We start from the raw sequence: 22,688 nt of genomic DNA, 5'->3' as shown, positions 1-22,688 counted from the left end.
TTCCCTACCGCTCCGCCATCTCCGCCCACTGCGCCAGCGGCAGCGGCGGTTGTTCGTGCAGGATGCGCGCCAGCACCAGTTTCAATTCGGCCCAGCCACCGCGCGCGGTGGGCCAGCTCGACGGAGTGACCGGCGTCCAGCCACCGTCGGCGGCGCGCTGCGCCATCTTGAAGCGGAAGGTGTAGTGGCCCGCCACGCCCATGCGCAGGTCGGTGACGACCAGGGCGTCGCCGATGGCGTCGTAGCGCAGCCAGTCGTCGGTGAACCAGCGCAGCCGCTGGTGCAGCGGCACGCCGGCCAGGGCCTGGCCGAGGTCCAGGTTCAGCGGCTGGCGCAGCCATTCCGGCGGGTCGCGGTCGAACAGGCTGCTGACGGATTCGTAATAGTCGCCGTCGGCGGTCTTGGCGATGACGCGCCATACCAGGGTGTTGAATGGCATGTTGACCGCGCGCAGGTCGGTGACGGCGATGCCCCGGGCCTGCATGGCTTCGCGCACGCGGTGCTCGGCGGCCATGCGGCCGGCCAGGCCGAAGCCCAGGTAGGCGGTGCTGAACACCAGGGCGGCGGCCAGCAGGCGGCGCGCGCCGCGGGTCATGCCGCAGGCGATCGCCACCAGCACGCCGGCGGCCAGCGGCACGGTGTAGATGGGGTCGATGATGAAGACGGCGGACCAGCTTTCCGGTATGCGCGCCAGCGGCCAGAAGAGCTGGGTGCCGTAGACGGTGAACGCGTCCAGCACGGGGTGCGTGACCAGCACCAGCCACAAGGTGAGGAACAGCCGCTGCCCGCTGTAGGGCGCCTGCGGCCAGTATTTGCGGATCAGCCAGGCGAGCAAGGCGGCCAGGCCGGTCAGGACGAAGACCGAATGCGAGAAGCCGCGATGGTAGGTCATGAGCGAGACCGGGTCGGGGTAGCTCATCAGCACGTCCAGGTCCGGCACGGTGGCCAGGGCCGCGCCGTAGATCAGCGCCCGGCGTCCCTGGAAGCGTCCCATCAGCGCGCCCTGTATTCCGGCGCCCAGCACCGCTTGCGTAACCGAATCCATAATTCCCTGACTGTAGACTTCAACCGTACGGACTAGGGCCTGCGCGTCCGCTCTTGCAGGCGTTAAGATACCCGATTGCATTCAGCTTATTTTCAAGTTTGCCTTTGTGAGCCTATACGTGGACCAATACATCGACCAGATCGCCGCGTTCATCGAGACCAACCAGGCATGGGCGGGTCCGATCACTTTCCTGCTGACGCTGGGCGAGTCCCTGGTGCTGGTGGGCCTCTTCATCCCGGCCACCGCGCTGATGCTGCTGACCGGCGGGCTGATCGGCGCGGGTACGCTGAGCCCGTGGATCGTGCTGGCCTGGGGCATCGCCGGGGCCATCGTGGGCGATGCGCTGTCTTACTGGCTGGGCCGCTGGGCCGGGCCGAACGTGCTGCGCCGCTGGCCGCTGAAGCAGCAGCGCTCCGGCGTCGCGCGCGCCCGCCTGTTTTTCTACCGCTACGGTTTCGCTTCGGTGCTGGTCGGCCGCTTCCTGGGCCCGATCCGCTCCACCATTCCCACGGTGGCCGGGGTGATGGGCATGGCCCACGGCCGCTTCCAGCTGGCCAATGTCATTTCCGCCGCGCTGTGGCTGCCGCTGATGCTGGCGCCGGGCTACATCACGGCGCGCAGCCTGGGCACGGCGGACAACGCGCAGCAGATCGCCATGATGATAGGCGCCGGCCTGTCGGTGCTGCTGGGCGGCGGCCTGCTGGTGGCCATGCTGCGCAAACGCCGCGTGCCGGCTCGCCAGCGCCGCGGCAACTGAACCGGAGAGCTCCATGGCCATCGATGGCGAGCCGAAAGACGGCGATTTCGTGCGCTATATCGAAAACCTGACGCGCGCCGGCGGCGCCGCGCGCGGCAGGGTCGAGGCCGAGCGCGTCGACGCCGGCCAGTTGTCCGAACCTTTCCCCACGCCCGCGCGCAAGCCCGCGGCGGCCGCCCCCGCCGGCCAGGAAGACCCCGCCGCGGACTCGCTGGCGCGGCGCGCGCGCCAGCGCAAGATCGGCATCATCCTGACCATAGGCGGCGTGCTGGCCGGCTGGGCGGCGGCGCGCATCGTGTTCCAGGTGCTGCGCAGCCCGCAGTTCGACCTGGACGAGCTGATGCCCGCGGCCTTCCTGGTTTTCTTCGCGGTGATGCTGTTCAAGGCCGCCGCCGGCGCGCGCAATCCGCGCCGGCCGCCGCTGGCCAAGCTGCCGCCCTTGAAGACCTCCGCGTACCGCAAGGACGGTAGCGCGTGAGGCCGGGACGCGGCGGCAATGGTGCTAACATTTCCGCCGCTGTCCAACAGACCCCACGAACCCGGAGTGAAAGTGAATAACGTAGTCGGATTGAACCAGGCCCAGGCGGCCACGATGCTCAAGTTGCAGGACCACTTGAACAGCATGATCAATCCGGACTGGGTCAACGGCGGCGCCCGTTTCCTGCGGGCCGCCTTCGTCGAATCGGCCGAGGCGCTGGAGCACTACGGCTGGAAATGGTGGAAGAAGCAGACCATCGACCTGCCCCAGGTGCAGATGGAACTGGTGGACATCCTGCACTTCTATCTGTCGCACACCATCGTCGCGGCCGGCGGTAGCGCCGGGCAGGCCGCCGACGCGCTGGTGGCCGATCTGGCCGGGCCGGCCTCGGTGTCGCTGGACGGCAAGGCCTACGCGCTGGACACGCTGAACGTGCCCGAGCTGCTCGAACTGATCGGCGGCCTGGCGGTGTGCGGGCGCGCCAGCTTCAAGGTGCTGGAGCAGGCCATGACGGCCTGCGAAATGAGCTGGAACGACGCCTACACGCAGTACGTTTCCAAGAACGTGCTGAACATCTTCCGCCAGCGCCACGGCTACAAGGAAGGCACCTACGTCAAGATCTGGAACGGCGAAGAAGACAACGTCGTGCTGGCGCGGCTGATGTCGGCGCTGGACCCGGCCCAGGCCGATTTCGCCGAACAGTTGCAGGCCCGGCTGGAACAGGCTTACGCCGCTCTCTAGGCGCTGCGGGCCACGGGCCCCGCCACCGAATCGATCGCGACGTCCCACACCGACGGCGAACCCACCTGCTGGCGCAGCGCTTCGGTGAAGGCGCGTATCCTGGCGTTGGCGCGCGGCATGGCCCGCAACAGATAAATGCCGCTGTCCGGCGCCGGCACGGCGTCCCGCAGCGCCAGCTGCACCAGGCGGCCGGCGCCGATGTCCGGGCCGGCCGACCAGTTCGGCATGAGCGCGATGCCCAGGCCTTCCAGCGCGGCCTGGCGCCGCGCGTCGCAATCGTCGCATTCGAGCACGAAGCGGGCGTCCTGCGCCCACAGCCCGCCGCCCACCTCGCGCCAGCCGCGCACGCTGGTGCTGTGGCGCCGGTCGATCAGGCGGTGGCGCGCCAGGTCCGCCAGCGTGCGCGGCACGCCGTGCCGCTCCAGATAGGACGGCGCCGCGCAGATCAGGTAGCGGTGGCTGCCGATGCGCTGCCCGATCAGGCTGCTGTCGGGCTGCTGCCCCACCCTGACCACCACGTCCATGCGCTCGACCACCGGGTCCACCACCCGCTCGGTCAGCTCCAGTTCCACGCGCAATTGCGGATGGCGCAGGCCCAGGCGCGGCAGCATGGGCACCACGTAGCGCCGCGCGAAAGCAGGCAGGCAGCTCACGCGCAGCTGGCCCTGGACGCTCTGTTCCAGCGAAATGACCTCGGAACGGGCCTCCGTCATGTCGTGCAGGATCTTCACGGCGCGCTCGTAGAGCACTTCGCCAGCCTCCGTCAGGGCCAGGGCGCGGGTGGAGCGCAGGAACAGCGGCACCTGCAGTTCGGACTCCAGCGCCCCGATCTGGCGCGCCACGGACGAGGCCACCATGCCGCGGCGGCGCGCCACCTCGGAGAAGCTCTGCGCGCGCGCGACGTCGACGAAGATCGACAGGTTTTCGGCGAATTTGACGGCTTTCATTTGTGCATATGGCGCAAAAGGCTTTGGCGTGTGGCGCGTGCTTTCCTGCTGGCGCTGGCACTTACGATAGCGTGCATGGCCGCAGTTTGGCAATTTGCACAAAAATAGGAACCGCAATGACCGACACCGCTTACCCGAACGCCGTCTCGCCGTTCGTCTACACCAGCCGCGCGCAGCGCGTGGTCTTCGGCCCGGGCAGCCTGGAAGGTCTGGCGGCCGAGCTCGACGCGCTGGGCCTGCGGCGGGCGCTGGTGCTGTGCACCGCGCCGCAGCGCGCCCAGGCCGAGCGCGTGGCCGCGCTGCTCGGCGCCGACCGCGTCGCCGGCATATTCGACCAGGCGGCGATGCACGTGCCCATCGAGGTCGCGCGCCAGGCGCGCCAGGCGGCGCGCGAGCATGGCGCGGATTGCGCCGTGGCGGTGGGCGGCGGCTCCACCATCGGACTGGGCAAGGCCATCGCGCTGGAGGCTGGCCTCCCCGTGATCGCGGTGCCCACCACTTACGCCGGTTCCGAGATGACGCCGATCTACGGCATCACCGAAGCCGGCCTGAAAAAGACCGGCAAGGACGAGCGCGTGCTGCCGCGCAGCGTGGTCTACGACCCGGAACTGAGCATGTCGCTGCCGGCGGCGATGAGCGCGACCAGCGGCATGAACGCCATCGCCCACGCCGCCGAAGGGCTGTACTCGGCCGACGGCAATCCCATCATGGACCTGATGGCGCAGGAAGGCATCCGGGCGCTGGCCCGGGCGCTGCCCGTCATCTGCGGCGGCGCGGCTGGCCAGGCCCTGCAGGCGGCGCGCGGCGACGCGCTGTACGGCGCCTGGCTTTGCGGGACCGTGCTGGGCAGTGTGGGCATGGCCCTGCACCACAAGCTCTGCCATACGCTGGGCGGCAGCTTCAACCTGCCGCACGCCGAGGTGCATACCGTGGTGCTGCCGCATGCCCTGGCCTACAACGCGTCGGCCGCGCCGCAGGCGATGCAGCGCATCGCCGCCGCGCTGGGCGCGTCCGACGCCGCGCAGGGCGTGTACGACCTGGCCCGCTCGCTGGGCGCGCCCACGGCGCTGCGCGAGATCGGCATGCGCGAGCAGGACCTGGACCAGGCCTGCGACATCGCGCTGCGCACGCCCTATCCCAACCCGCGTCCGCTGGAACGCGCGGCCTTGCGCGCCTTGCTGCAGGACGCCTACGAAGGCCGCCGGCCCGACGCGGCCGGCCGCTAGCGCGCGCCGAAGCGGGTTTCGCCGAACAGCGCTTTCTGGTCGCGCGGCTGCGAGCGCCAGTACTGGTGCGGCGCGGCGACCTGGCCGCCGAGCTGCGCGGCGGCATGCCAGGGCCAGCGCGGGTCATACAGCATGCCGCGCGCCAGCGCGACCATGTCGGCCTGGCCCTGCGCCAGGATGTCCTCGGCCTGCTGCGCCTCGGTAATCATGCCGACGGCGATGGTGGGCATGCCCACCTGGCGCTTGATCTGCTCGGCGAACGGCACCTGGTAGTTCGGCCCGACCGGAATTTTCTGCTGCGGCGACACGCCCCCGGAAGACACGTCGATGAACTCGCAGCCGCGCGCCTTGAGCTGCTGCGCGAAGGCCAGGGTCTGCTCCAGGTCCCAGCCCCCTTCGACCCAGTCCGTGGCCGAGACGCGCACGCCCAGCGCCACATTGCGCGGCGTGATTTCGCGCACCGCCTGGAACACCTCCAGCGGGAAGCGCATGCGGTTCTCCAGCGAGCCGCCGTAGGCGTCGTCGCGACGGTTGGCCAGCGGCGACAGGAACTGGTGCAGCAGATAGCCGTGCGCCGCATGCAGCTCGATCGCGTCCAGCCCCAGGCGCAGCGCGCGGCGGGCGCTGTCGACGAAGGCCTCGCGCACGCGCGCCAGGCCGGCCTGGTCCAGGACCCGGGGCGCCGGCTCGGCCGCGCCGTGCGGCAGGGCCGAAGGCGCCCAGGGCTGCCAGCCGCCCGCCTCGGGCGCGACCAACTGACCGCCGTTCCAGGGCGCCTCGCTGGAGGCCTTGCGGCCCGCGTGGCCGAGCTGTATGCCGAGCCTGATCGGCGAATGGCGCCGTACGGCGGCCACCACGCGGCCCAGCGCGGCCTCGGTGTCGTCGGACCACAGGCCGAGATCGCCGGGCGAGATGCGGCCCTCCGGCTCGACCGCCGTGGCTTCGATGAACATCAGCCCGGCGCCGGACAGCGCCAGGTGGCCCAGGTGGATCATGTGCCAGTCGACGGCCCGGCCCTGTTCTGCCGAGTATTGGCACATGGGCGCGATGACGATGCGGTTGGCCAGTTCCAGGTTGCCGATGGCGGCGGGGCTGAAAAGCAGGGACATGCGAGGAACCTCCGTGTCAGGGGATACCACAGCATACCGCCTGCGCCGCAGCCCTACTGGCCCTCGATCACGGAGTCCAGGAACTGGCGCGTGCGTTCTTCGCGCGGCTGGCTGAACAGCACCGACGACTCCGCGTCCTCGACGATGTTGCCGGCGTCGAAGAACAGCGTGCGGTCCGAGCTGCGTTCGGCGAACTTCATCTGGTGGGTCACGATGATCATGGTCATGCTGCGCCGCGCCGACAGGTCGCGCAGGATCTGCAGGATGCCGCCGACCAGTTCCGGGTCCAGCGCCGAGGTGACTTCGTCGAACAGCATGATGCCGGGGCACATGGCCAGCGCCCGCGCGATGCCCACGCGCTGCTTCTGCCCGCCCGACAGCTGCGCGGGATAGACGTCGAGCTTGTCGCCCAGCCCCACCATTTCCAGGTACTCCACGGCGCGCTCGCGGGCCTGGTCGCGCGACATGCCCAACACGCGCAGCGGCGCTTCCATGGCGTTGCCCAGCGCGGTCATGTGAGGGAACAGGTTGAAGTGCTGGAACACCATGCCGATCTTGCCGCGCACCTTGCGCAGGTGCTCGGAGTTGGGGCCGACCGGCCGGCCCTGGGCGTCGGTCCACATGGGCACGCCGTCGATCTCGATCTCGCCGCTGCTGGGGCGGTCCAGCGTCATCAGCACGCGCAGCAGCGTGGACTTGCCCGAGCCCGACGGCCCGATCACGGCCACGGTCTGGCCGGCCGGGATCTCCAGGTTGATGCCGCGCAGCACCTCCAGGTCGCCGTACTGCTTGCGCAGGTTCTTGATGCTTACGCTGGCGCTCATCGCCTTCCTCCATATCGTTGCAAACGGGCCTCCAGGCCGCGCACGCCCCAGGCCGCCACCAGGCTGAGCGCCAGGAACAGCAGGCCCACCAGTGTCAGCGGCTCGGTGTAGCGGAACGTGGCCGAGCCGATCATCTTGCTTTGCTGCAGCAGCTCGACCACGGTGATGGCCGACAGCAGCGGCGTGTCCTTGAACATGGCCACCAGGTAGTTGCCCAGCGCCGGCACCACGGGCGGTATGGCCTGCGGCAGCACCACGTCGACCGCCGTGCGCCAGCGCGACAGGTTGAGCGCGGTGGCGGCCTCCCACTGGCCGCGCGGCACCGCCTCGATGCCGGCGCGGTAGACCTCGGCGCAATAGGTCGCGTAGTGCAGGCCCAGCGCGAGAATGCCGGTGGCCAGCGGCGACATGCGCACGCCGGTCAGGGGCAGCACGTAGAACAGGAAATACATCTGCACCAGCAGCGGCGTGCTGCGCACGAACTCGATCACGAAGCCGACCGGCAGCGACACGATGTGCAGGCGCGAACGCCGCAGCATGGCCAGCACCAGGCCCAGCGTGACCGCCACCAGCATGCCCAGCAGCGTGGCCTGGATGGTGACGACCAGGGCGGAGCCCAGGGTGGGCAGGATTTCCAGGGCGAAAGACCAGTCGAATATCGGTGTCATCGGACCCGGACCCTCCGCTCCAGCAGGCGCACGCCGGCCGTGATCAGCAAGGCCACCGCGAAGTACAGCAGCAGCATCAGGGTGAAGATTTCGGTGGTGCGCAGGGTTTCGCTGCGCAGCAGCTGGCCGCGGAACGTCAGGTCGGTAATGGTGACCAGCGACACCAGCGCCGTGTTCTTCAGCAGTTCGATCAGCAGGTTGCCGGCCGGCGGCAGCATGGCCGGCACCGCCTGCGGCACGACGATGCGGCGCATGATCTGCGCGCGCGTCAGGTTCAGCGCGATGCCCGCCTCGCGCTGGCCCGGCGGCACCGCGCGGATCGCGCCGCGCACCACCTCGGCGCCGTAGGCGCCGGCGTTGAGCGCCAGCACCACGATGCCCACCAGCATGGCCGGCAGCTGCACCCCGAACAGCGGCAGCACGAAATAGAACCAGAAAAGCTGGACCAGGGCCGACGTGCCGCGGAACACCTCCACGTAGATCGAGGCGATCCAGCGCACCGGGGCCAGACTCGACAAGCGGCAGATGCCCGCGGCCAGCGCCAGCGGGACGGCCAGCACCACCGCGCCCGCCATGACCTGCAGCGTGACGCCCAGGCCTTCCAGCAGCGGCGGCGCCAGCTCGGCGAAATGCTCGAAGATCAGCTGCATGGCCGCCCCTTACTGGCCGGCGCACAGCTGGGCGGCGGTCACGCCCTTGGGCAGCTCCTCTGAAGTGAAGCCGAACGGCGCCACCAGCTTCTGGTGCTCTTCGGTGCCGATGAACTTGGCCAGTTCCGCGTTGAACGCATCGGCGAAGGCCTTGTCGTCGCTGCGGAACGCATAGGCGCCATAGCCGCGCACGTTCTTGCCGTCGATGACCGGGTCGGTGAACGGCTCGGCCTTCTGCAGGCCGCTGGCGGCGCTGGTCTTGCCCATCAGATCGTTGACCGTCAGCGCGGTGGCGGCGTAGGCGTCGGCGCGGCCGGCCTGCACGCCCGACAGCGCGCTGACCGCGTCCGGGAACACCACCACCTGGGCGGGCGGCACCTTGGACTTGGAGGCGTACTCGCCCTCGATGGCGCCCACCACCACGCCCAGCTTGGCGTCGGGGTTCTTGACCACGTCTTCGTAGCTGTGCAGGTTCTTGGGGTTGCCCTGCTTGACCAGGAACGCCTGGCCCACGCCATAGGTGGGATTGGAGAACGCCACCTGCTGGCAGCGTTCGGGCGTGACGTACATGCCGGCCGCGATGATGTCGAAGCGCTTGGCCTGCAGGCCCGGAATCAGCGAGCCGAATTCGGTCAGCACGCCTTCCACCTCGTCGATGCCCATGCGCTTGAGCACCACGCGGGCGATTTCCACGGATTCGCCGGTGACCTTGGCTTCCTTGCTGTCCATGTAGGCGAACGGCGCTTCGTTGGCATAGCCGATGCGTATCTTGCCGGCCGCCTTGGCCGCTTCCAGCGTGGAGGCGGCGGCCGGCTTGTCGGCGGCGGCCGCGGCGGGCTTGTCTGAGCCGGAATCGGAGCAGGCGGCCAGCAGCCCCAGGCTCAGCGCCGCCAGCAGGCGCCGGGATCGGATCGAGGTCGAGTTCATGGGTCGTTTTCTCCCTGATTTATTTCTAGATTCATGAATGCACTAAAAATGATACGACACTAAATCATTTCGACGCTAATGATATGGACGAAAAAAAGCAGGCCGCAGCCTGCTTTTCCCTGCCCTGCCCCTATGGGACGTTAGGACTGGTTACGAACCGTTGGCGTCCATGACCCGGCCGCCGGATGGCTATTGCGCGTACGAGAACCGGCCGTTCCTGATGACGCCCATGACCCGCGCGCGTTCGTCGAAGCCCTGGTGGTCTTCCTTGGAAATGTTCAGCACGCCGTTGGGCACGACCAGGTCGCGGGTGTCCTCGATGGCGTCGCGCAGCGCGGCGCGAAACGCCGGCGTGCCCGGCTTGGCGCCGGTCATGAGCGCGCGCGCCACCGCCGAATCCAGCAGCATCCACGCGCCATAGGCGTCGCCGGCGAACTGCGTCATCGTGTTCTTGCCGTACTGGGCTTCGTATTTGTCGGCGAAGGCCACGGCTACCGGCTTGACCGGATTGCCGTCGGGCAGCTCGCGGGCCACCACGCCCGGGCCGGTCGGAAACAGCGTGCCTTCCACGTCGGCGCCGCCGATCTGCAGGAATTCCAGCGTGGCGATGCCATGGGTCTGGTAGATGGCGCCGGTGTAGCCGCGCTCCAGCAGCGTCTTCTGGGGCAGCGCCGAGGGCGTGCCCGCGCCGGCGATCAGCACGGCGTCCGGATGGGCGGCGATGATTTTCAGCGCCTGGCCCACCACCGAGGCGTCGGTGCGCTGGAAGCGCTCCTGCGCCACGATCTTCAGGTCGTCGCCGGCGGCGGCGCTGAACTCCTTCCACCAGCTGTCGCCGTACGAATCCGCGAAGCCGATGAAGGCCACGTTCTTCAAGCCCTTCTTTTTCATGTCCTCGACCAGCGCGGTCGCCATCAGCGAATCGTTCTGCGGCATCTTGAACGCCCAGGCGCGCTTGGGGTCGGACAGCGGCTCGACGATGACGCTGGAGGCGGCCAGCGCGATCATCGGCGTGCCGGTCTCGGCCAGCACGTCCAGGCCGGCCAGCGCCGCCGCGGTGGTGTTGGGGCCGACGATGGCGTCGACCTTGTCCTCCGAGGTCAGCTTGCGCATGTTCTTCACCGCGCGGCTGACGTCGGTGCCGTCGTCCAGCACCACGTAGCGGGCCGGCTCGCCGCCCAGCGTGGCGGGCCAGAGGCGGATCGCGTTATTGGTCTGGATGCCGATGGCGGCGGCCGGACCGGTCGTGGACACGTCCACGCCGATGACGACTTCGGCCTGGGCGGTAAAGACGGGAACGGCCAGCGCAATGGCACAGGCGCAGCGGAGGAATGCGGCAGACATGACTACGTTTCTCGGAAAGATTGAAGGAATTGAAGGGAATCCCCGTATTCTGCCTTATCCGCGTAGCGCCCCGTGCCCACGCCGCCGTTACATCGGCTTGCCGATGCGCGCAAGCCGCCGCAAGCCGCGGGCCGTATCATCGACAAGGCGGCCCGCGCGGCCCGCTCCCACCCACCGGATGCGCCCGCAACGGGCGCCCTTCTTACAGGAGTCACGCATGAAGAAAACCGCAACCGCCGCCTGGTCGGGCGACCTGAAGACCGGCAAGGGCACCCTTTCCACCCAAAGCGGCGTACTCAAGGACCAACCCTACGGCTTCAACACGCGCTTCGGCGACACCCCGGGCACCAACCCCGAAGAACTGCTGGGCGCCGCGCATGCCGGCTGCTTCACCATGGCGCTGTCGGCCATCCTGGGCGAGGCCGGCATGGTGGCCCAAAGCCTGGACACCAAGGCCGAGGTCACGCTGGACAAGGTGGCCGACGGCTTTTCGATTTCAGCCGTGCACCTGACGGTCGAAGCCGTGATTCCCGGCGCCAGCGCGCAGGCCTTCGAAGAGGCGGCCCGCAAGGCCGAAAAGGGCTGCCCGGTCTCCAAGGTGCTCAACGCCAAGATCACGATGGACGCGAAGCTCAAGTCCTGATCGAGCGCTCCAGACGCAAAAAAGCCAGCATCTGCTGGCTTTTTTTGGCTTGCTGCGTGCTGCTAGTGGTAGGCCGAAATCACCGGATGCTGGCGGCGGCCTTCGTCCATATCGTGCAGCACTTCGCCTACCGCGCCGCCCAGGGCCGCCAGGCGCAGCTTCAGCCGCCGCCAGCCGCCGGTCGGACCCAGCGCCTGCGCTTTTGCGCCCTTGCCGGCCACAGAGTGTTCCCGGGTGTTCTTCAATGCGGTATCGCTCATGATTCTCTCCTTGAGAAAGCGCGATGTGGAACAGCACGAACTCATCTTAGACCTGAGTCTGCTGCGTCGCAATAAGAATCTCCAAGCATTTTTTTGTTCGTTGCACAATGAGTACAAACGCGAAATTCTGGTGCATGAGGCACCGTGTTGCGCACCATCCGGGTGCGCCGGCTCAGCGGGCCAGGTGCGCCTCGATCAGCTTGTCCGCCATCTGCGCCACGCGGCCGGCCGGCCCGCCCTGCCCGAACAGCTGGCTGGACACGAACGCGCCTTCCAGCAGCAGCAGCAGCCCGTCGCCCAGCGCGTCGGGATCGGCCGCGCCCATTTCCCTAGCCATCGCCGCCAGCCGGGTGCGCAATTGCGCCTTGTGGGCCACCGCCACGGCACGCGCGGGGTGGTCGGATTCCGGATATTCCACCGCCGCATTGGTCAGGCCGCAGCCGCGATAACCGCTCTGCACGGCGCGCGCGCCCAGGCCGGACAGGTAGGCCAGGATCTGCGCCCGCGGATCGCCGGGATGGGCGGCGCAGGCCGCGTCGAAGCGGGCCCAGAATTCCGCGTCGTAATCGCGCAGGTAGGCGGCCGCTAACTCGTCCTTGGACGAAAAGCTGCGGTACAGGCTGGGCTTGGTCACCCCCGCCTCGTTGACGATGGCGTCCACCCCCACGGCGCGGATGCCGTCGCGGTAGAACATTTCCCGCGCCGTCTTGCGGATGCGGTCGGCCGCCAGCGGCTGCTTGGCGGCGGGCCGGGTATCGGCGGTCTTGCTGGCCATGCTCGTGCTCCTTGTCTGGCTGACAGCGCCACAAAAAGCGCTTGACTGTGTTACTGACCGGTACGTACTATGCGCTTCTCGACTCTTCATACGTACCGGTAAGTAACATGAGTATAGCCCAACCCCCCATGCCTTTCCGGCGCGTCGGCCAGAAGTACGCGTTCGTCGTCGTCGCCGTGATCTTCCTGTCCCTGCTGGTCTCGGCCGGCCTGCGCTCCTCGCCCGGCGTATTGCTGGTGCCGCTGGAAGAGGCTTTCGGCTGGAGCCGCAGCACGATCTCGTTCGCCGCCGCGATGGGGATCTTCCTGTACGGCCTGGTCGGCCCGTTCGCGGCCGCGGCGATGGAGCGCTTCGGACCGCGCCGCGTGCTGATCGGCGCGCTGGCGCTGATGTCCGCCTCCAGCGCGGCCAGCGCGTTCATGACCCAGCCCTGGCACCTGCTCATGACCTGGGGCGTGTTCTCGGGCATCGGTTCGGGCGCGGTCGCCGTGGTGCTGGGCGCCACCGTCGTCAACCGCTGGTTCACCCGCCACCGTGGCGTCATGATGGGCCTGCTGACGGCCAGCACCGCGACCGGCACGCTGGTGTTCCTGCCGGTGCTGGCGGCGCTGGCCTCGTCCGGCGACTGGACCCGGGTGGTGTGGGCGGTGGCCGCCGCCGCCGCGGCGCTGGTGCCGCTGGCCTGGTGGCTGGTGCCCGACAGCCCGGCCAGCGTGGGCCTGACGCCGTACGGCAGCGATCCGCACGCCGCGCCGGCCGCGCCGGCGCCGCGCCCCGGCCTGCTGGCCACCACCTTCGGCGTGCTGGCGCGCGCGGCCCGCACGCGCACCTTCTGGTTCCTGTTCGCCACCTTCTTCGTCTGCGGCTTCACCACCAACGGCCTGGTGGGCACGCACCTGATCGCGCTTTGCGGCGACCACGGCATGCCCGAGGTGCAGGCCGCCGGCCTGCTGGCGTTGATGGGCGTTTTCGACCTGATCGGCACCACCGCGTCCGGCTGGCTGACCGACCGCTACGATCCGCGCAAGCTGCTGTTCGTCTACTACGGGCTGCGCGGCCTGTCGCTGATCTACCTGCCCTATTCCGATTTCTCGTTCTACAGCCTGTCGATCTTCGCCATCTTCTTCGGGCTGGACTGGATCGCCACCGTGCCGCCCACGCTGCGCCTGACCACCGAGGCCTTCGGCGAGCGCGACGCCGCCATCGTGTTCGGCTGGATCGTGGCCGGCCACCAGCTGGGCGCGGCCAGCGCCGCGTGGATGGCGGGCGCGCTGCGCGCCGCGCAGGGCAGCTACCTGATGGCCTTCGTGATCTCGGGCGCCACCGGCCTGATCGCCGCCGTCATCGCGCTGATGATAGGCCGGCGCCGCCAGGCGGCGGCGCAGCCGGCCTGAAGCGCGCGCGTCCCGGCGCCGCTCAGCGCTGGGGCGCGCCCGCGTGCCGGGCGCGCAGGTTGTAGGCCTTCTTGCTGCCCACGTGCTTGCGGATCAGCGATTCGGCAAGCGCGCCGTCGCGCCGCATCAGCGCCTGCACGAAGGCCTCGTGGTCGGCCACCGCCGCGGTCCATTCGTCGCTGTCGAAATTGGACTTGTAGCGCAGCGCCTGCACCTGCAGGTTGAGGCGGTCATAGGCATGGGTCAGCGCCGGGTTGTGCGCCGCGCGGTTGATCGCGATGTGGGTGCCCATGCTGGCGGCGAAATAGGCGCGGATGTCGCGCTTTTCATAGTTCTCGCGCATCTGCGCGTGCAATTGCGCGATCTGCGCCAGTTCGGCGTCGCTCGCGCGTTCGGCGGCGCTGCGCACCGCCAGTCCTTCCAGCACCGACAGCACATCGAAAATGTTCTCGACGTCGTCGGCCGACAACTCGATCACCATCGCGCCGCGCTTGGGCTGCAACGCCAGCAGCCCGTCCGAGGCCAGCATGCGGTAGGCCTCGCGCAGCGGCGTGCGTGAAATCTTCAACTGATCGCACAGGTCGCGCTCGTTCAGCCAGGTGCCCGGCTTGAAGGTGCCGTCGATGATGAGCTGACGCAGTTTTTCGGCCACCACGGCCGGCAGCGTCGGGTGATGGATGGCCAGATCGGGGACGGATTGATCCAGGACTTCAGGGTTAGCCATGAGTTGTACGTGCTCGCTGACTCGATTATTTTTGTATCTGGTATACCAGACACCACCGGAATACCAACCTGACCCCATCATAGAGCAAGCAACACGCGGGCAGGTATCCCCCCACCAAGGAGACCTTCATGAACAAGCATGCTCGCGCCTGGGCCGGCGCACTGGCGCTAGGCGCCGGCCTGGCCGCCGCCGGCCCCGCCCTGGCCCAGGACGCATCCGCCTGGCCGCAACGGCCGCTGCGCCTGATCGTCGGCTTCGTGCCCGGCGGCGGCACGGACGTATCGGCCCGTATTCTTTCCGCCCGCCTGTCCACGGTGCTGGGCCAGCAGGTGGTGGTCGAGAACAAGCCCGGCGCCTCGGGACTGATCGCGGCCGACTACGTGGCCAAGGCCGACGCCGACGGCTACACCCTGCTGCTGGCCAATATGCAGTCCACCGTCGCCGCGCCGTATGTGGTGCAGTCCAACCTGGATCCGATCAAGGACTTCACCGCGGTGCGCTACATCGGCTCGGTGCCCAACGTGCTGGTGGTCAATCCCGCCAAGCACTCTTACACCAGCGTGCAGAACCTGGTCGACGACGCCCGCGCCAAGCCCAAGCAGCTGCTGTACGCCTCCTCCGGCATGGGCAGCCCGCAGCACCTGAGCGCGGCGCGCTTCTCGCAGATCGCCGGCGTCACCATGGAGCACGTGCCCTACAAGGGCAGCGGCCAGGCCATGACCGACCTGCTGGGCGGCAGCGTGGACCTGAACTTCGACACCCTGCCGGGCGCCATCAACCAGATCCAGGCCGGCAAGCTGCGGCCCCTGGCCGTGACCAGCGCCGAGCGCAGCAAGCGGCTGCCCGACGTGCCCACGCTGGCCGAGTCCGGCATCAAGGGCCTGGACGTGGTGCAGTGGTACGCGGTGCTGGCCCCGGCCAGGCTGCCCCAGCCGGTGCTGGACAAGCTCGACCGCGCGCTGGCCCAGACCCTGGCCGATCCCGAGATCCAGTCCAAGCTGGCCGAACAGGGCATGGACCTGGGCGGCGGCCCGCAGACCCCGGCGGCCTTCGCCAGCTATGTGCGCGACGAATGGAGCAAGTACGGCAAGCTCACCGCCAGCCTGGGCCTGAGCAAACAGTAACCCCGCGGGGGCCGCGCCCCCGCCCATGCAAAGGAACGCCATGAGCGCATCCCCCTCTTCCGACGCCTCCCTCATCCTGCGCCAGCGCGACGGCGACATCGTGACGGTGGTGCTGAACCGCCCCGACAAGCTCAATGCCTTCACCATCGACAGCTGGCGGCTGCTGGGCGACGCCTTCCTGGAACTGGACGCCGACGACAGCGTGCGCTGCGTGCTGCTGCGCGGCGCCGGGGAAAAGGCCTTTTCGCCGGGCAACGACATCGGCGAATTCGAAACCGCGCGCAGCAACAAGCGCCAGGCGATCGAGTACGGCGCCGTCATGCGCCGCACCATCGAAGCCATCGGCGGGTGCCGCCATCCGGTGGTCGCGCAGATCCACGGCATCTGCGTGGGCGGCGGGCTGGAGATCGCCAGCCTGGCCGACATCCGCATCTGCGGCGAAAGCTCGCGCTTCGGCGTGCCGATCAAGAACCTGGGCCTGGTGATGTCGTATTCGGAGCTGGCGCCGCTGGTGCGGCTGGTCGGCCCGTCGGCGGCGCTGCAGGTGCTGCTCGAAGGCAGCATCTTCGACGCCCGGGAGGCCTTGCGGCTGGGCGTGGTCACGCGTGTGGAGCCCGACGACCAGGTGGCCGCGCAGGCCCAGGCCACCGCCCGGCGCATCGCCGACGGCGCGCCGCTGGTGGCGCGCTGGCACAAGAAATTCGTCCGCAACCTGGTCGGCGGCAAGGCCCTGACCGACGCCGACCGCGACGAGGCGTTCGACTGTTTCGACACCGAAGACTTCCGCGCGGGCTACCGCGCCTTCCTGGCCAAGGCCAAGCCGCAATTCAACGGCCGCTGAACGCGGCGCTAGGAGTCCACATGCATAACGACGATACCCGGCGTCCGGCCGGCGCGCTGGCCGGCATGCGCGTGATCGAGCTGTCGCAGATCATGGCCGGCCCGACCTGCGGCATGATGCTGGCCGATCTGGGCGCCGACGTCATCAAGGTCGAGAAGCTCGACGGCGGCGACGATTCGCGCCAGTACCGCGACCCGCAGATCAACGGCATCTCGGCGCCCTATCTCATGCTCAACCGCAACAAGCGCGCCATCGCGCTGGACCTCAAGCATCCCGAGGGCAAGAAAATCCTGCTGCGCATGATCCGCGACGCCGACGTGGTGACCGAGAACTTCCGCAAGGGCACGATGGAAAAGCTGGGCCTGGGCTACGACACCCTGCGCCGCGAAAACCCCGGCCTCATCTATTGCGCGGTGTCGGGCTACGGCACCACCGGCCCCTACGCCGACAAGGGCGGCTTCGACCTCGTGGCGCAGGGTTTCTCCGGCCTGATGGCGATCACCGGCGAGCCTGGCGGCCCGCCGCTGCGCACCGGCAACTCCGTGGCCGACATCAACGCCGGCCTGCTGGCGGCCTTCGGGGTGCTGGCGGCCTACCAGCACAAGCAGCGCACCGGCGAAGGCCAGATCGTCGAGACCTCGCTGCTCGAAGCCAGCCTGCAGCAGCTCTACTGGCATGCCGCCATCTACTTCGGCAGCGGCGTCTCGCCCGGCCCCACCGGCTCGGCGCACGTGCTGAGCGCGCCCTACCAGGCATTCCCCACCGCCACCGACTGGATCATCATCGGCGGGGCCAACGAAAAGAACTGGCAGCGCATCGCGCAGGCGCTGGGCCAGCCGCAATGGGCCGAGGACCCGCGCTACGCGCGCAACCGCGACCGCATGCAGAACCGCGAGCAGTTGGTGGAGGAAATGTCGGCGATCCTGAAAACCCGCCCCGCGCAGGCGTGGCTGGACATCTTCGACGCGGCCGGCGTGCCGGCCGGCCCGGTGCACTCGATCGCGCAGGCGCTGTCGCACCCGCAGACGCTGGCGCGCGGCATGGTGGTGGAACAGGACCATCCGGTGGCGGGCAAGGTCCGCACCGTCGGCATGCCCGTCAAGCTGTCGGCCACGCCCGCGCAGTACCATCGCGCCGCGCCCCGCCTGGGCGAGGACACGATCGCGATCCTGGGGGAGTTCGGCTACGGCGAGGACGAGATCGGCGCGCTAATCAAAGCCGGCGTGGTCGCGGCGGTGGGCCGGGAGCCGGCCACCGTCTAGCGTCGCGCCCTACTCCGTCTCGCCCAGATAAGCCGCACGGACCTTGGGATCGTGCAGCATCTGGCCTGCCGGACCGGACAGGATGATCTCGCCCGACTCCATCACGTAGCCGCGATGGCTGTTCTCCAGCGCCAGGCGCGCGTTCTGCTCGATCAGCAGGATGGTGACGCCTTCGCTGGCGATGGTGCGCACCACCTCGAAGACTTTCTCGACCATCAGCGGCGCCAGCCCCATCGAGGGCTCGTCCAGCAGCAGCAGCCTGGGGCGCGCGATCATGGCGCGGCCCATGGCCACCATCTGCTGTTCGCCGCCGGACAGGGTGCCGGCCGCCTGCCTGCGGCGCTCGGCCAGGCGCGGGAACAGGGTGAAGACCCGGTCCGTGTCCTGGCGCACCTGCGCCGCGTCGCGCCGCACGTAGCCGCCCATGGCGAGGTTTTCCTCGATGGTGAGCTGGCCGAAGATGCCGCGTCCCTCGGGCACCATGACCAGGCCGCGGCGCACCAGTTCGTGCGATTTCTGGCCGCCGATGGATTGCCCGGCGTAGACCACTTCGCCGCCGGCCAGCGGCACCAGGCCGCAGATGGCGCGCAGGGTGGTGCTCTTGCCGGCGCCATTGGCGCCGATCAGGCACACCAGCTCGCCTTCGTCGACACGCAGGTCGATGCCGCGCACCGCGCGGATGCCGCCGTAGGCGACCTGCAGGCCGCGCAATTCGAGCAAGGGTTGGGATGCTGCTGCCGTCATGCCGGGCGCTCCTGGTGAATCAGCGGGTCCTGGGCGGCGCCCGCGCCCAGATACGCTTCGATGACCTTGGGGTCGCGCTGGACCTGGGCGGGCTTGCCCATGGCCAGCACCTTGCCGTATTCCAGCACCAGCACGCGGTCGCACAGTCCCATGACGAGTTTCATGTCGTGTTCGATCAGCAGCACCGTGATGCCGTCGGCGCGGATTTTCTCGATGAGCTTGCGCAGCACCACCGTCTCAGAGGCGTTCATGCCGGCCGCCGGCTCGTCCAGCGCCAGCAGCTTGGGATCGGTGGCCAGCGCGCGCGCGATCTCCAGGCGGCGCTGGTCGCCGTAGGGCAGCGAACGCGCCACGTCGTTGGCTCGATGGCCGATGCCGACGTATTCCAGCAGTTCGTGCGCGCGCGCCTCGGTGGCCGCCTCTTCGGCGCGCGTGGCGCGCGTGCGCAGCACCGCGCCGAACACGCCCGAGCGGGTGCGCATGTGGCGCCCGATCATGACGTTCTCGATGGCGCTGAGGTTGGCGAACAGGCGGATGTTCTGGAAGGTGCGCGCCAGGCCGGCGTAGGCGACCTCGTGCGGCTTCTTGCCCGACAGCGACACGCCGTTGAAGGTGCAGGAGCCCTCCTCCGGGATGTACAGGCCGGTCAGCACGTTGAACAGCGTGGTCTTGCCCGCGCCGTTGGGCCCGATCAAACCGTAGATCTCGCCTTCCTCAATGTCGAAGCTCACTTCGGACAAGGCCTGCAGGCCGCCGAAGCGCTTGCCCAGCCCCTGGGCTTGCAGCAGTTTATTGCTCATGCCGCGCCTCCCTGGGTCTTGCTGGCCAGTTCGCGGCGGCGCACCGCCGACGGCCACAGGCCGGCGGGCCGGAACAGCATCACGCACACCATGGCCAGGCCGAACAGCAGCATGCGTATGCCTTCGGGGTCCAGCACCACGGCGCCGAACAGCATGTGCTGCACCGGCTCGACCACCGCGCGCAGGAATTCGGGCAAGGCGGCCAGGATCAGCGCGCCCAGGATCACGCCCGGGATGTGGCCCATGCCGCCCAGCACCACCATGCACAGGATCGAGATGGATTCCATTAGCGAGAAGCTCTCGGGACTGACGAAGCCCTGCATCGAGGCGAACAGCGCGCCGGCCACGCCGCCGAAGGACGCGCCCATCGCGAACGCCAGCAGCTTGATGTTGCGGGTGTTGATGCCCATCGCCTTGGCGGCGATCTCGTCTTCGCGGATGGCTTCCCAGGCCCGCCCGATGCGCGAGTTCTGCAGGCGCACGCACACCACCACGATGATGAGCGTCAGCGCCAGCAGCAGGTAGTAGTACTTCTCGGGCCCGGTCACCCGGATGCCGAGCAGGCTCTCGGTGCGGCCGAAGGCGAATTCGCCTATCTTGAACGTGTCGACGCGGTTGATTCCCTGCGGGCCGTTGGTGATGTTGACCGGCGCGTTCAGGTTGTTCAGGAAGATCCGGATGATCTCGCCGAAGCCCAGCGTCACGATGGCCAGGTAGTCGCCGCGCAGCTTGAGCGTGGGTGCGCCCAGCAGCACGCCGAACAGGCAGGCCACGGCCAGCGCGATCGGCAGGATCGCCCAGAACGGCAGGTGCAGGCCGAAGTGCGGCGAGGCCAGCAGCGCCCAGGCGTAGGCGCCCACCGCGTAGAACGCGATATAGCCCAGGTCCAGCAGTCCGGCGAAGCCCACCACGATGTTCAGGCCCAGCGACAGCATCACGTACAGCAGCGCGAAATTGAGGATGCGCACCCAACTCTGGCCGGCCATACCCAGCACGAAGGGCAGCACCGCCAGCACGATGCCGATCAGCGCGATGCCGATCAGGTTGCGGGTCGAGAACCCGCTGCGGTTGGCTTGCGCGCTCATGCCCGGTCCCCCACGCGTTCGCCCAGCAGGCCCGACGGACGGAAGATCAGCACCAGCACCAGCACGAAGAACGCGAACACGTCCTGGTAGTGGCTGCCGAGGAATCCGCCGGTCAGGTCGCCGATGTAGCCGGCGCCCAGCGATTCGATGATGCCCAGCAGCAGGCCGCCGGCCATGGCGCCCACCAGGTTGCCGATGCCGCCCAGCACCGCGGCGGTGAACGCCTTCAGGCCGAGCATGAAGCCCATGGTGTATTGCGACACGCCGTAGTAGGTCGCGACCATCATGCCGGCCACCGCGGCCAGCGCCGAGCCGATCAGGAAGGCGGCCGAGATCACGGTATTGATGTTCACGCCCATCAGCCCCGCGACTTCGCGGTTCTGGGCCGTGGCGCGCATGGCCGTGCCCAGGCGGGTCTTGTGCACCACCGCCAGCAGCCCGCCCATGATGAGCGCCGCGATCACCACGATGGCGATCTGCAGCGTGCTCATGCGGGCCCCGCCGATCTCGAAGACCCGCGGCGACAGCACTTGCGGAAAGTTGAGGTAGTTGCGGCCCCAGCTCATCATCGCCACGTTCTGCAGGATGATGGAAACGCCGATGGCGGTGATCAGCGCCGCCAGCCGCGGCGCCCGGCGCAGCGGCCGGTAGGCCACGCGCTCGGCGGTCCAGCCCACCGCCATGCACAACGGCACCGAGACCAGCAGGCCCACGCCCAGCACCACGAAGGCCGAGGTGCCCGGGTCGCCGCCGACCAGCGCGATGGCGGCCGTGGTGGCGGCCATCGCCCCGATCATGACGACGTCGCCATGCGCGAAGTTGATCAGCCCGATGATGCCGTACACCATGGTGTAGCCAAGGGCGACCAGGGCGTACACGCTGCCTAGCGTGACGCCGTTAATCAGTTGTTGAATGAAGATGTCCATAGGGGCCGCGCTTTGAGCCTGGAAGAATCGCGCCGGGCGGGCCGTCGGGCCCGCCGCGTCGCCGCGCAGCGCGCGCCGCGGGGCGCGCGCTTATGAAGAGGCGGTCGCGGCCCGGCCGCGTCCGCCCCGGTCAGCAGCCGTCAGTTGGCCTGGCTGACCATGGTCTCGACCATCTCCCACTTGCCGTTCTTGACTTCGTAGATGGTGACCGAGATTTCCTTGAGGTCGCCGTTGGCGTCGTAGGAAATGTGCTCGCTGGTCGCGCCCTTGCGGTTGAGCTTGGCCAGCGCCGGCAGGTACTTCTCGGGTTTGGCCGAGCCGGCCTGCTCGATGGCGGTGATCATGTTCCATGCGCCGTCGTAGGCGTACGGGGCGTAGACGCCGGGCGCCTTCTTGAAGCGCGCTTCGTAGCGCTGCGCGAAGTCCTTGCCCGCGGCCATCTTGTCCAGCGGCACGCCGGCCAGCGAGGCGTAGGTGCCGTCGGCGGCGTCGCCGGCCAGCTTGATGAAGGTGTCGCTGCGGGTCATTTCGCCCGAGACCAGCGGCGCCTTCAGGCCCAGCGTCGCGAGCTGGCGCTTCATGGGGCCGGACTGCGCGTCCAGGCCGCCGTAGAAGATCGCGTCGGGCGCGGCGCCCTTGATGTTGGTCAGGATGGCGGTGAAGTCGTTGGCCTTGTCGGTGGTGTACTCGCGGCGCACGACCTGGCCGCCGGCGGCCTTGACGGCCTTCTCGACCTCGTCGGCCAGGCCCTGGCCGTAGGCGGTGCGGTCGTCGATGATGGCGATCTTCTTGGCCTTGAGCTTCTCGACCATGAACTTGCCGACCGCGGCGCCCTGCTGGGTGTCGCTGGTCATCATGCGGAAGGTGGTCTCGTAGCCCTGCTTGGTGTATTCGGGCGAGGTGGCCATGGCGATCTGCGGCAGGCCGGCGTCATGGTAGACGCGCGAAGCCGGGATCGTCGTGCCGGAGTTGAAGTGCCCCAGGATGCCGACCACGTCCTGGTCGACCAGCTGCTGGGCGACCTGCACGCCGACGCGCGGATCGGCCTGGTCGTCGCGCGACACCAGCACGAAGGTGGCCGGCTTGCCGTCGACCTTGATGCCCTTCTTGTTGGCCTCTTCCAGGGCCAGGTTCAGGCCGTTCTGCATGTCCTCGCCGTAATGCGATTGCGGGCCGGTCAGCGGCGCGGCGAAGCCGAACTTGATGTCGGCGGCCTGCGCGGCGGCGACCATGCCGGCGGCGGCGAGGCTGGCGGCGACGAGCTTCAAAGTGGTGCGGAACTTCATGGGTATCCTCCGGTGTGTCGGACGTTAGACCTTGTTATACCTGAGCTTTTAGCCAGGTTTCTGGTTTTTTACGAGGCAGGTCCCGAGGGTGGCGGGACGCTGCGCCTG

At 68.7% G+C, this 22,688-nt stretch carries 25 protein-coding genes; 9 read left to right on the top strand and 16 right to left on the bottom strand.

Annotated elements, in window-relative coordinates; genetic code table 11:
- Positions 1 to 4 precede the first annotated feature (4 nt).
- Positions 5 to 1,045, bottom strand: a complete 1,041-nt coding sequence (locus A6B37_RS02395; RefSeq protein ID WP_111824796.1) for a metal-dependent hydrolase — start codon at positions 1,043 to 1,045, stop codon at positions 5 to 7.
- 118 nt (positions 1,046 to 1,163) lie between these two features.
- Between A6B37_RS02395 and A6B37_RS02390 the strand changes: the two genes are divergently transcribed.
- The 3 genes from A6B37_RS02390 (at position 1,164) to A6B37_RS02380 (ending at position 3,021) form a co-directional block, all read left to right on the top strand.
- Positions 1,164 to 1,802 (top strand): DedA family protein, encoded by a 639-nt coding sequence (locus A6B37_RS02390; protein WP_102772140.1) that lies wholly within the window; start codon positions 1,164 to 1,166, stop codon positions 1,800 to 1,802.
- Positions 1,803 to 1,815: 13 nt separating this feature from the next.
- A complete protein-coding gene (locus A6B37_RS02385) occupies positions 1,816 to 2,280 on the top strand; it encodes a hypothetical protein (protein WP_111824795.1) in 465 nt (154 codons plus the stop codon).
- 114 nt (positions 2,281 to 2,394) lie between these two features.
- Entirely contained in the window at positions 2,395 to 3,021 is a 627-nt protein-coding gene (locus A6B37_RS02380) for a dUTPase (protein ID WP_246842417.1), read from the top strand.
- On the opposite strand, the gene A6B37_RS02375 is transcribed toward A6B37_RS02380, so the two are convergent.
- Positions 3,018 to 3,968, bottom strand: coding sequence for a LysR family transcriptional regulator (locus A6B37_RS02375; protein ID WP_102772143.1), 951 nt, complete (start codon positions 3,966 to 3,968; stop codon positions 3,018 to 3,020). The genes A6B37_RS02380 and A6B37_RS02375 overlap by 4 nt on opposite strands.
- 116 nt (positions 3,969 to 4,084) lie before the next feature.
- Between A6B37_RS02375 and A6B37_RS02370 the strand changes: the two genes are divergently transcribed.
- Positions 4,085 to 5,194 carry a maleylacetate reductase gene (locus A6B37_RS02370; RefSeq protein WP_111824794.1) on the top strand — a complete coding sequence of 370 codons (1,110 nt, stop codon included), beginning with the start codon at positions 4,085 to 4,087 and terminating at the stop codon, positions 5,192 to 5,194.
- Here the strand turns inward: A6B37_RS02370 and A6B37_RS02365 are convergent.
- The 6 genes from A6B37_RS02365 to A6B37_RS02340 all read right to left on the bottom strand — a co-directional run bounded on the left by A6B37_RS02365 (position 5,191) and on the right by A6B37_RS02340 (position 10,716).
- A complete protein-coding gene (locus A6B37_RS02365; RefSeq protein WP_102772145.1) occupies positions 5,191 to 6,303 on the bottom strand; it encodes an NADH:flavin oxidoreductase/NADH oxidase in 1,113 nt (370 codons plus the stop codon). The two genes, A6B37_RS02370 and A6B37_RS02365, sit on opposite strands and share 4 nt — an antisense overlap.
- Before the next feature lie 53 nt (positions 6,304 to 6,356).
- On the bottom strand, positions 6,357 to 7,127 hold the full coding sequence (gene ehuA / locus A6B37_RS02360; protein ID WP_102772146.1) for an ectoine/hydroxyectoine ABC transporter ATP-binding protein EhuA: 771 nt from the start codon (positions 7,125 to 7,127) through the stop codon (positions 6,357 to 6,359).
- A complete protein-coding gene (gene ehuD, locus A6B37_RS02355; RefSeq protein WP_111824793.1) occupies positions 7,124 to 7,795 on the bottom strand; it encodes an ectoine/hydroxyectoine ABC transporter permease subunit EhuD in 672 nt (223 codons plus the stop codon). The genes ehuA and ehuD overlap by 4 nt, the downstream gene beginning before the upstream one ends.
- Positions 7,792 to 8,445: an ectoine/hydroxyectoine ABC transporter permease subunit EhuC gene (gene ehuC / locus A6B37_RS02350; RefSeq protein WP_111824792.1), complete on the bottom strand. Its 654-nt coding sequence runs from the start codon at positions 8,443 to 8,445 to the stop codon at positions 7,792 to 7,794. The genes ehuD and ehuC overlap by 4 nt, the downstream gene beginning before the upstream one ends.
- Before the next feature lie 9 nt (positions 8,446 to 8,454).
- Complete coding sequence (ehuB, locus tag A6B37_RS02345) at positions 8,455 to 9,372, bottom strand: ectoine/hydroxyectoine ABC transporter substrate-binding protein EhuB (RefSeq protein WP_102772149.1); 918 nt, start codon at positions 9,370 to 9,372, stop codon at positions 8,455 to 8,457.
- Between the two features lie 189 nt (positions 9,373 to 9,561).
- Complete coding sequence (locus A6B37_RS02340; RefSeq protein ID WP_111824791.1) at positions 9,562 to 10,716, bottom strand: ABC transporter substrate-binding protein; 1,155 nt, start codon at positions 10,714 to 10,716, stop codon at positions 9,562 to 9,564.
- A gap of 217 nt (positions 10,717 to 10,933) precedes the next feature.
- Here A6B37_RS02340 and A6B37_RS02335 point away from each other — a divergent pair, with 217 nt between their 5' ends.
- Complete coding sequence (locus tag A6B37_RS02335; RefSeq protein WP_102772151.1) at positions 10,934 to 11,359, top strand: OsmC family protein; 426 nt, start codon at positions 10,934 to 10,936, stop codon at positions 11,357 to 11,359.
- A 62-nt stretch (positions 11,360 to 11,421) separates the two neighbouring features.
- Here the strand turns inward: A6B37_RS02335 and A6B37_RS02330 are convergent, their stop codons facing one another.
- Together A6B37_RS02330 and A6B37_RS02325 are read right to left on the bottom strand one after the other, a co-directional pair.
- Positions 11,422 to 11,619, bottom strand: a complete 198-nt coding sequence (locus tag A6B37_RS02330; protein ID WP_102772152.1) for an XRE family transcriptional regulator — start codon at positions 11,617 to 11,619, stop codon at positions 11,422 to 11,424.
- A 172-nt stretch (positions 11,620 to 11,791) separates the two neighbouring features.
- Positions 11,792 to 12,394, bottom strand: a complete 603-nt coding sequence (locus A6B37_RS02325) for a TetR/AcrR family transcriptional regulator (protein ID WP_102772153.1) — start codon at positions 12,392 to 12,394, stop codon at positions 11,792 to 11,794.
- Positions 12,395 to 12,501: 107 nt separating this feature from the next.
- Between A6B37_RS02325 and A6B37_RS02320 the strand changes: the two genes are divergently transcribed.
- Positions 12,502 to 13,788, top strand: coding sequence for an MFS transporter (locus A6B37_RS02320; protein WP_111824790.1), 1,287 nt, complete (start codon positions 12,502 to 12,504; stop codon positions 13,786 to 13,788).
- Positions 13,789 to 13,810: 22 nt separating this feature from the next.
- Here the strand turns inward: A6B37_RS02320 and A6B37_RS02315 are convergent, their stop codons facing one another.
- Positions 13,811 to 14,512 (bottom strand): GntR family transcriptional regulator, encoded by a 702-nt coding sequence (locus A6B37_RS02315; protein WP_102772155.1) that lies wholly within the window; start codon positions 14,510 to 14,512, stop codon positions 13,811 to 13,813.
- Between the two features lie 128 nt (positions 14,513 to 14,640).
- Here A6B37_RS02315 and A6B37_RS02310 point away from each other — a divergent pair, with 128 nt between their 5' ends.
- From A6B37_RS02310 to A6B37_RS02300, 3 genes are read left to right on the top strand one after another with little or no spacing between them, the layout of a single operon-like run.
- Entirely contained in the window at positions 14,641 to 15,636 is a 996-nt protein-coding gene (locus A6B37_RS02310; protein ID WP_102772156.1) for a tripartite tricarboxylate transporter substrate binding protein, read from the top strand.
- 40 nt (positions 15,637 to 15,676) lie between these two features.
- Positions 15,677 to 16,477, top strand: a complete 801-nt coding sequence (locus A6B37_RS02305) for an enoyl-CoA hydratase-related protein (protein WP_102772157.1) — start codon at positions 15,677 to 15,679, stop codon at positions 16,475 to 16,477.
- 20 nt (positions 16,478 to 16,497) lie between these two features.
- Positions 16,498 to 17,739, top strand: a complete 1,242-nt coding sequence (locus A6B37_RS02300) for a CoA transferase (RefSeq protein WP_111824789.1) — start codon at positions 16,498 to 16,500, stop codon at positions 17,737 to 17,739.
- Positions 17,740 to 17,748: 9 nt separating this feature from the next.
- On the opposite strand, the gene A6B37_RS02295 is transcribed toward A6B37_RS02300, so the two are convergent.
- The 5 genes from A6B37_RS02295 to A6B37_RS02275 all read right to left on the bottom strand — a co-directional run bounded on the left by A6B37_RS02295 (position 17,749) and on the right by A6B37_RS02275 (position 22,580).
- Entirely contained in the window at positions 17,749 to 18,483 is a 735-nt protein-coding gene (locus A6B37_RS02295; RefSeq protein ID WP_102772159.1) for an ABC transporter ATP-binding protein, read from the bottom strand.
- Positions 18,480 to 19,283, bottom strand: a complete 804-nt coding sequence (locus A6B37_RS02290; protein WP_102772160.1) for an ABC transporter ATP-binding protein — start codon at positions 19,281 to 19,283, stop codon at positions 18,480 to 18,482. Before A6B37_RS02290 ends, A6B37_RS02295 begins: the two co-directional genes overlap by 4 nt.
- A complete protein-coding gene (locus tag A6B37_RS02285; RefSeq protein WP_102772161.1) occupies positions 19,280 to 20,368 on the bottom strand; it encodes an ABC transporter ATP-binding protein in 1,089 nt (362 codons plus the stop codon). Before A6B37_RS02285 ends, A6B37_RS02290 begins: the two co-directional genes overlap by 4 nt.
- A complete protein-coding gene (locus A6B37_RS02280) occupies positions 20,365 to 21,294 on the bottom strand; it encodes a branched-chain amino acid ABC transporter permease (RefSeq protein WP_111824788.1) in 930 nt (309 codons plus the stop codon). The genes A6B37_RS02285 and A6B37_RS02280 overlap by 4 nt, the downstream gene beginning before the upstream one ends.
- Positions 21,295 to 21,434: 140 nt before the next feature.
- On the bottom strand, positions 21,435 to 22,580 hold the full coding sequence (locus A6B37_RS02275) for a branched-chain amino acid ABC transporter substrate-binding protein (RefSeq protein ID WP_102772163.1): 1,146 nt from the start codon (positions 22,578 to 22,580) through the stop codon (positions 21,435 to 21,437).
- Between the last annotated feature and the right edge of the window lie 108 nt (positions 22,581 to 22,688).

Origin of the sequence: Achromobacter sp. HZ01 (assembly GCF_003267925.1) — a bacterium.
Taxonomy (GTDB): Bacteria; Pseudomonadota; Gammaproteobacteria; order Burkholderiales; family Burkholderiaceae_B; genus Achromobacter; species Achromobacter pulmonis_A.
This window is presented reverse-complemented; position numbering and strand designations above follow the sequence as displayed.

Excerpts from the sequence above, each read along its gene's own strand:
- ehuC (WP_111824792.1), bottom strand. The coding sequence starts at position 8,445 with ATGCAGCTGATCTTCGAGCATTTCGCCGAGCTGGCGCCGCCGCTGCTG.
- A6B37_RS02365 (WP_102772145.1), bottom strand. The coding sequence starts at position 6,303 with ATGTCCCTGCTTTTCAGCCCCGCCGCCATCGGCAACCTGGAACTGGCC.
- A6B37_RS02275 (WP_102772163.1), bottom strand. The coding sequence starts at position 22,580 with ATGAAGTTCCGCACCACTTTGAAGCTCGTCGCCGCCAGCCTCGCCGCC.
- ehuA (WP_102772146.1), bottom strand. The coding sequence starts at position 7,127 with ATGAGCGCCAGCGTAAGCATCAAGAACCTGCGCAAGCAGTACGGCGAC.
- A6B37_RS02295 (WP_102772159.1), bottom strand. The coding sequence starts at position 18,483 with ATGACGGCAGCAGCATCCCAACCCTTGCTCGAATTGCGCGGCCTGCAG.
- A6B37_RS02395 (WP_111824796.1), bottom strand. The coding sequence starts at position 1,045 with ATGGATTCGGTTACGCAAGCGGTGCTGGGCGCCGGAATACAGGGCGCG.
- A6B37_RS02315 (WP_102772155.1), bottom strand. The coding sequence starts at position 14,512 with ATGGCTAACCCTGAAGTCCTGGATCAATCCGTCCCCGATCTGGCCATC.
- A6B37_RS02285 (WP_102772161.1), bottom strand. The coding sequence starts at position 20,368 with ATGAGCGCGCAAGCCAACCGCAGCGGGTTCTCGACCCGCAACCTGATC.
- A6B37_RS02305 (WP_102772157.1), top strand. The coding sequence starts at position 15,677 with ATGAGCGCATCCCCCTCTTCCGACGCCTCCCTCATCCTGCGCCAGCGC.
- A6B37_RS02290 (WP_102772160.1), bottom strand. The coding sequence starts at position 19,283 with ATGAGCAATAAACTGCTGCAAGCCCAGGGGCTGGGCAAGCGCTTCGGC.
- A6B37_RS02325 (WP_102772153.1), bottom strand. The coding sequence starts at position 12,394 with ATGGCCAGCAAGACCGCCGATACCCGGCCCGCCGCCAAGCAGCCGCTG.
- ehuD (WP_111824793.1), bottom strand. The coding sequence starts at position 7,795 with ATGACACCGATATTCGACTGGTCTTTCGCCCTGGAAATCCTGCCCACC.
- ehuB (WP_102772149.1), bottom strand. The coding sequence starts at position 9,372 with ATGAACTCGACCTCGATCCGATCCCGGCGCCTGCTGGCGGCGCTGAGC.
- A6B37_RS02335 (WP_102772151.1), top strand. The coding sequence starts at position 10,934 with ATGAAGAAAACCGCAACCGCCGCCTGGTCGGGCGACCTGAAGACCGGC.
- A6B37_RS02375 (WP_102772143.1), bottom strand. The coding sequence starts at position 3,968 with ATGAAAGCCGTCAAATTCGCCGAAAACCTGTCGATCTTCGTCGACGTC.
- A6B37_RS02280 (WP_111824788.1), bottom strand. The coding sequence starts at position 21,294 with ATGGACATCTTCATTCAACAACTGATTAACGGCGTCACGCTAGGCAGC.
- A6B37_RS02310 (WP_102772156.1), top strand. The coding sequence starts at position 14,641 with ATGAACAAGCATGCTCGCGCCTGGGCCGGCGCACTGGCGCTAGGCGCC.
- A6B37_RS02320 (WP_111824790.1), top strand. The coding sequence starts at position 12,502 with ATGAGTATAGCCCAACCCCCCATGCCTTTCCGGCGCGTCGGCCAGAAG.
- A6B37_RS02370 (WP_111824794.1), top strand. The coding sequence starts at position 4,085 with ATGACCGACACCGCTTACCCGAACGCCGTCTCGCCGTTCGTCTACACC.
- A6B37_RS02385 (WP_111824795.1), top strand. The coding sequence starts at position 1,816 with ATGGCCATCGATGGCGAGCCGAAAGACGGCGATTTCGTGCGCTATATC.
- A6B37_RS02380 (WP_246842417.1), top strand. The coding sequence starts at position 2,395 with ATGCTCAAGTTGCAGGACCACTTGAACAGCATGATCAATCCGGACTGG.
- A6B37_RS02340 (WP_111824791.1), bottom strand. The coding sequence starts at position 10,716 with ATGTCTGCCGCATTCCTCCGCTGCGCCTGTGCCATTGCGCTGGCCGTT.
- A6B37_RS02330 (WP_102772152.1), bottom strand. The coding sequence starts at position 11,619 with ATGAGCGATACCGCATTGAAGAACACCCGGGAACACTCTGTGGCCGGC.
- A6B37_RS02300 (WP_111824789.1), top strand. The coding sequence starts at position 16,498 with ATGCATAACGACGATACCCGGCGTCCGGCCGGCGCGCTGGCCGGCATG.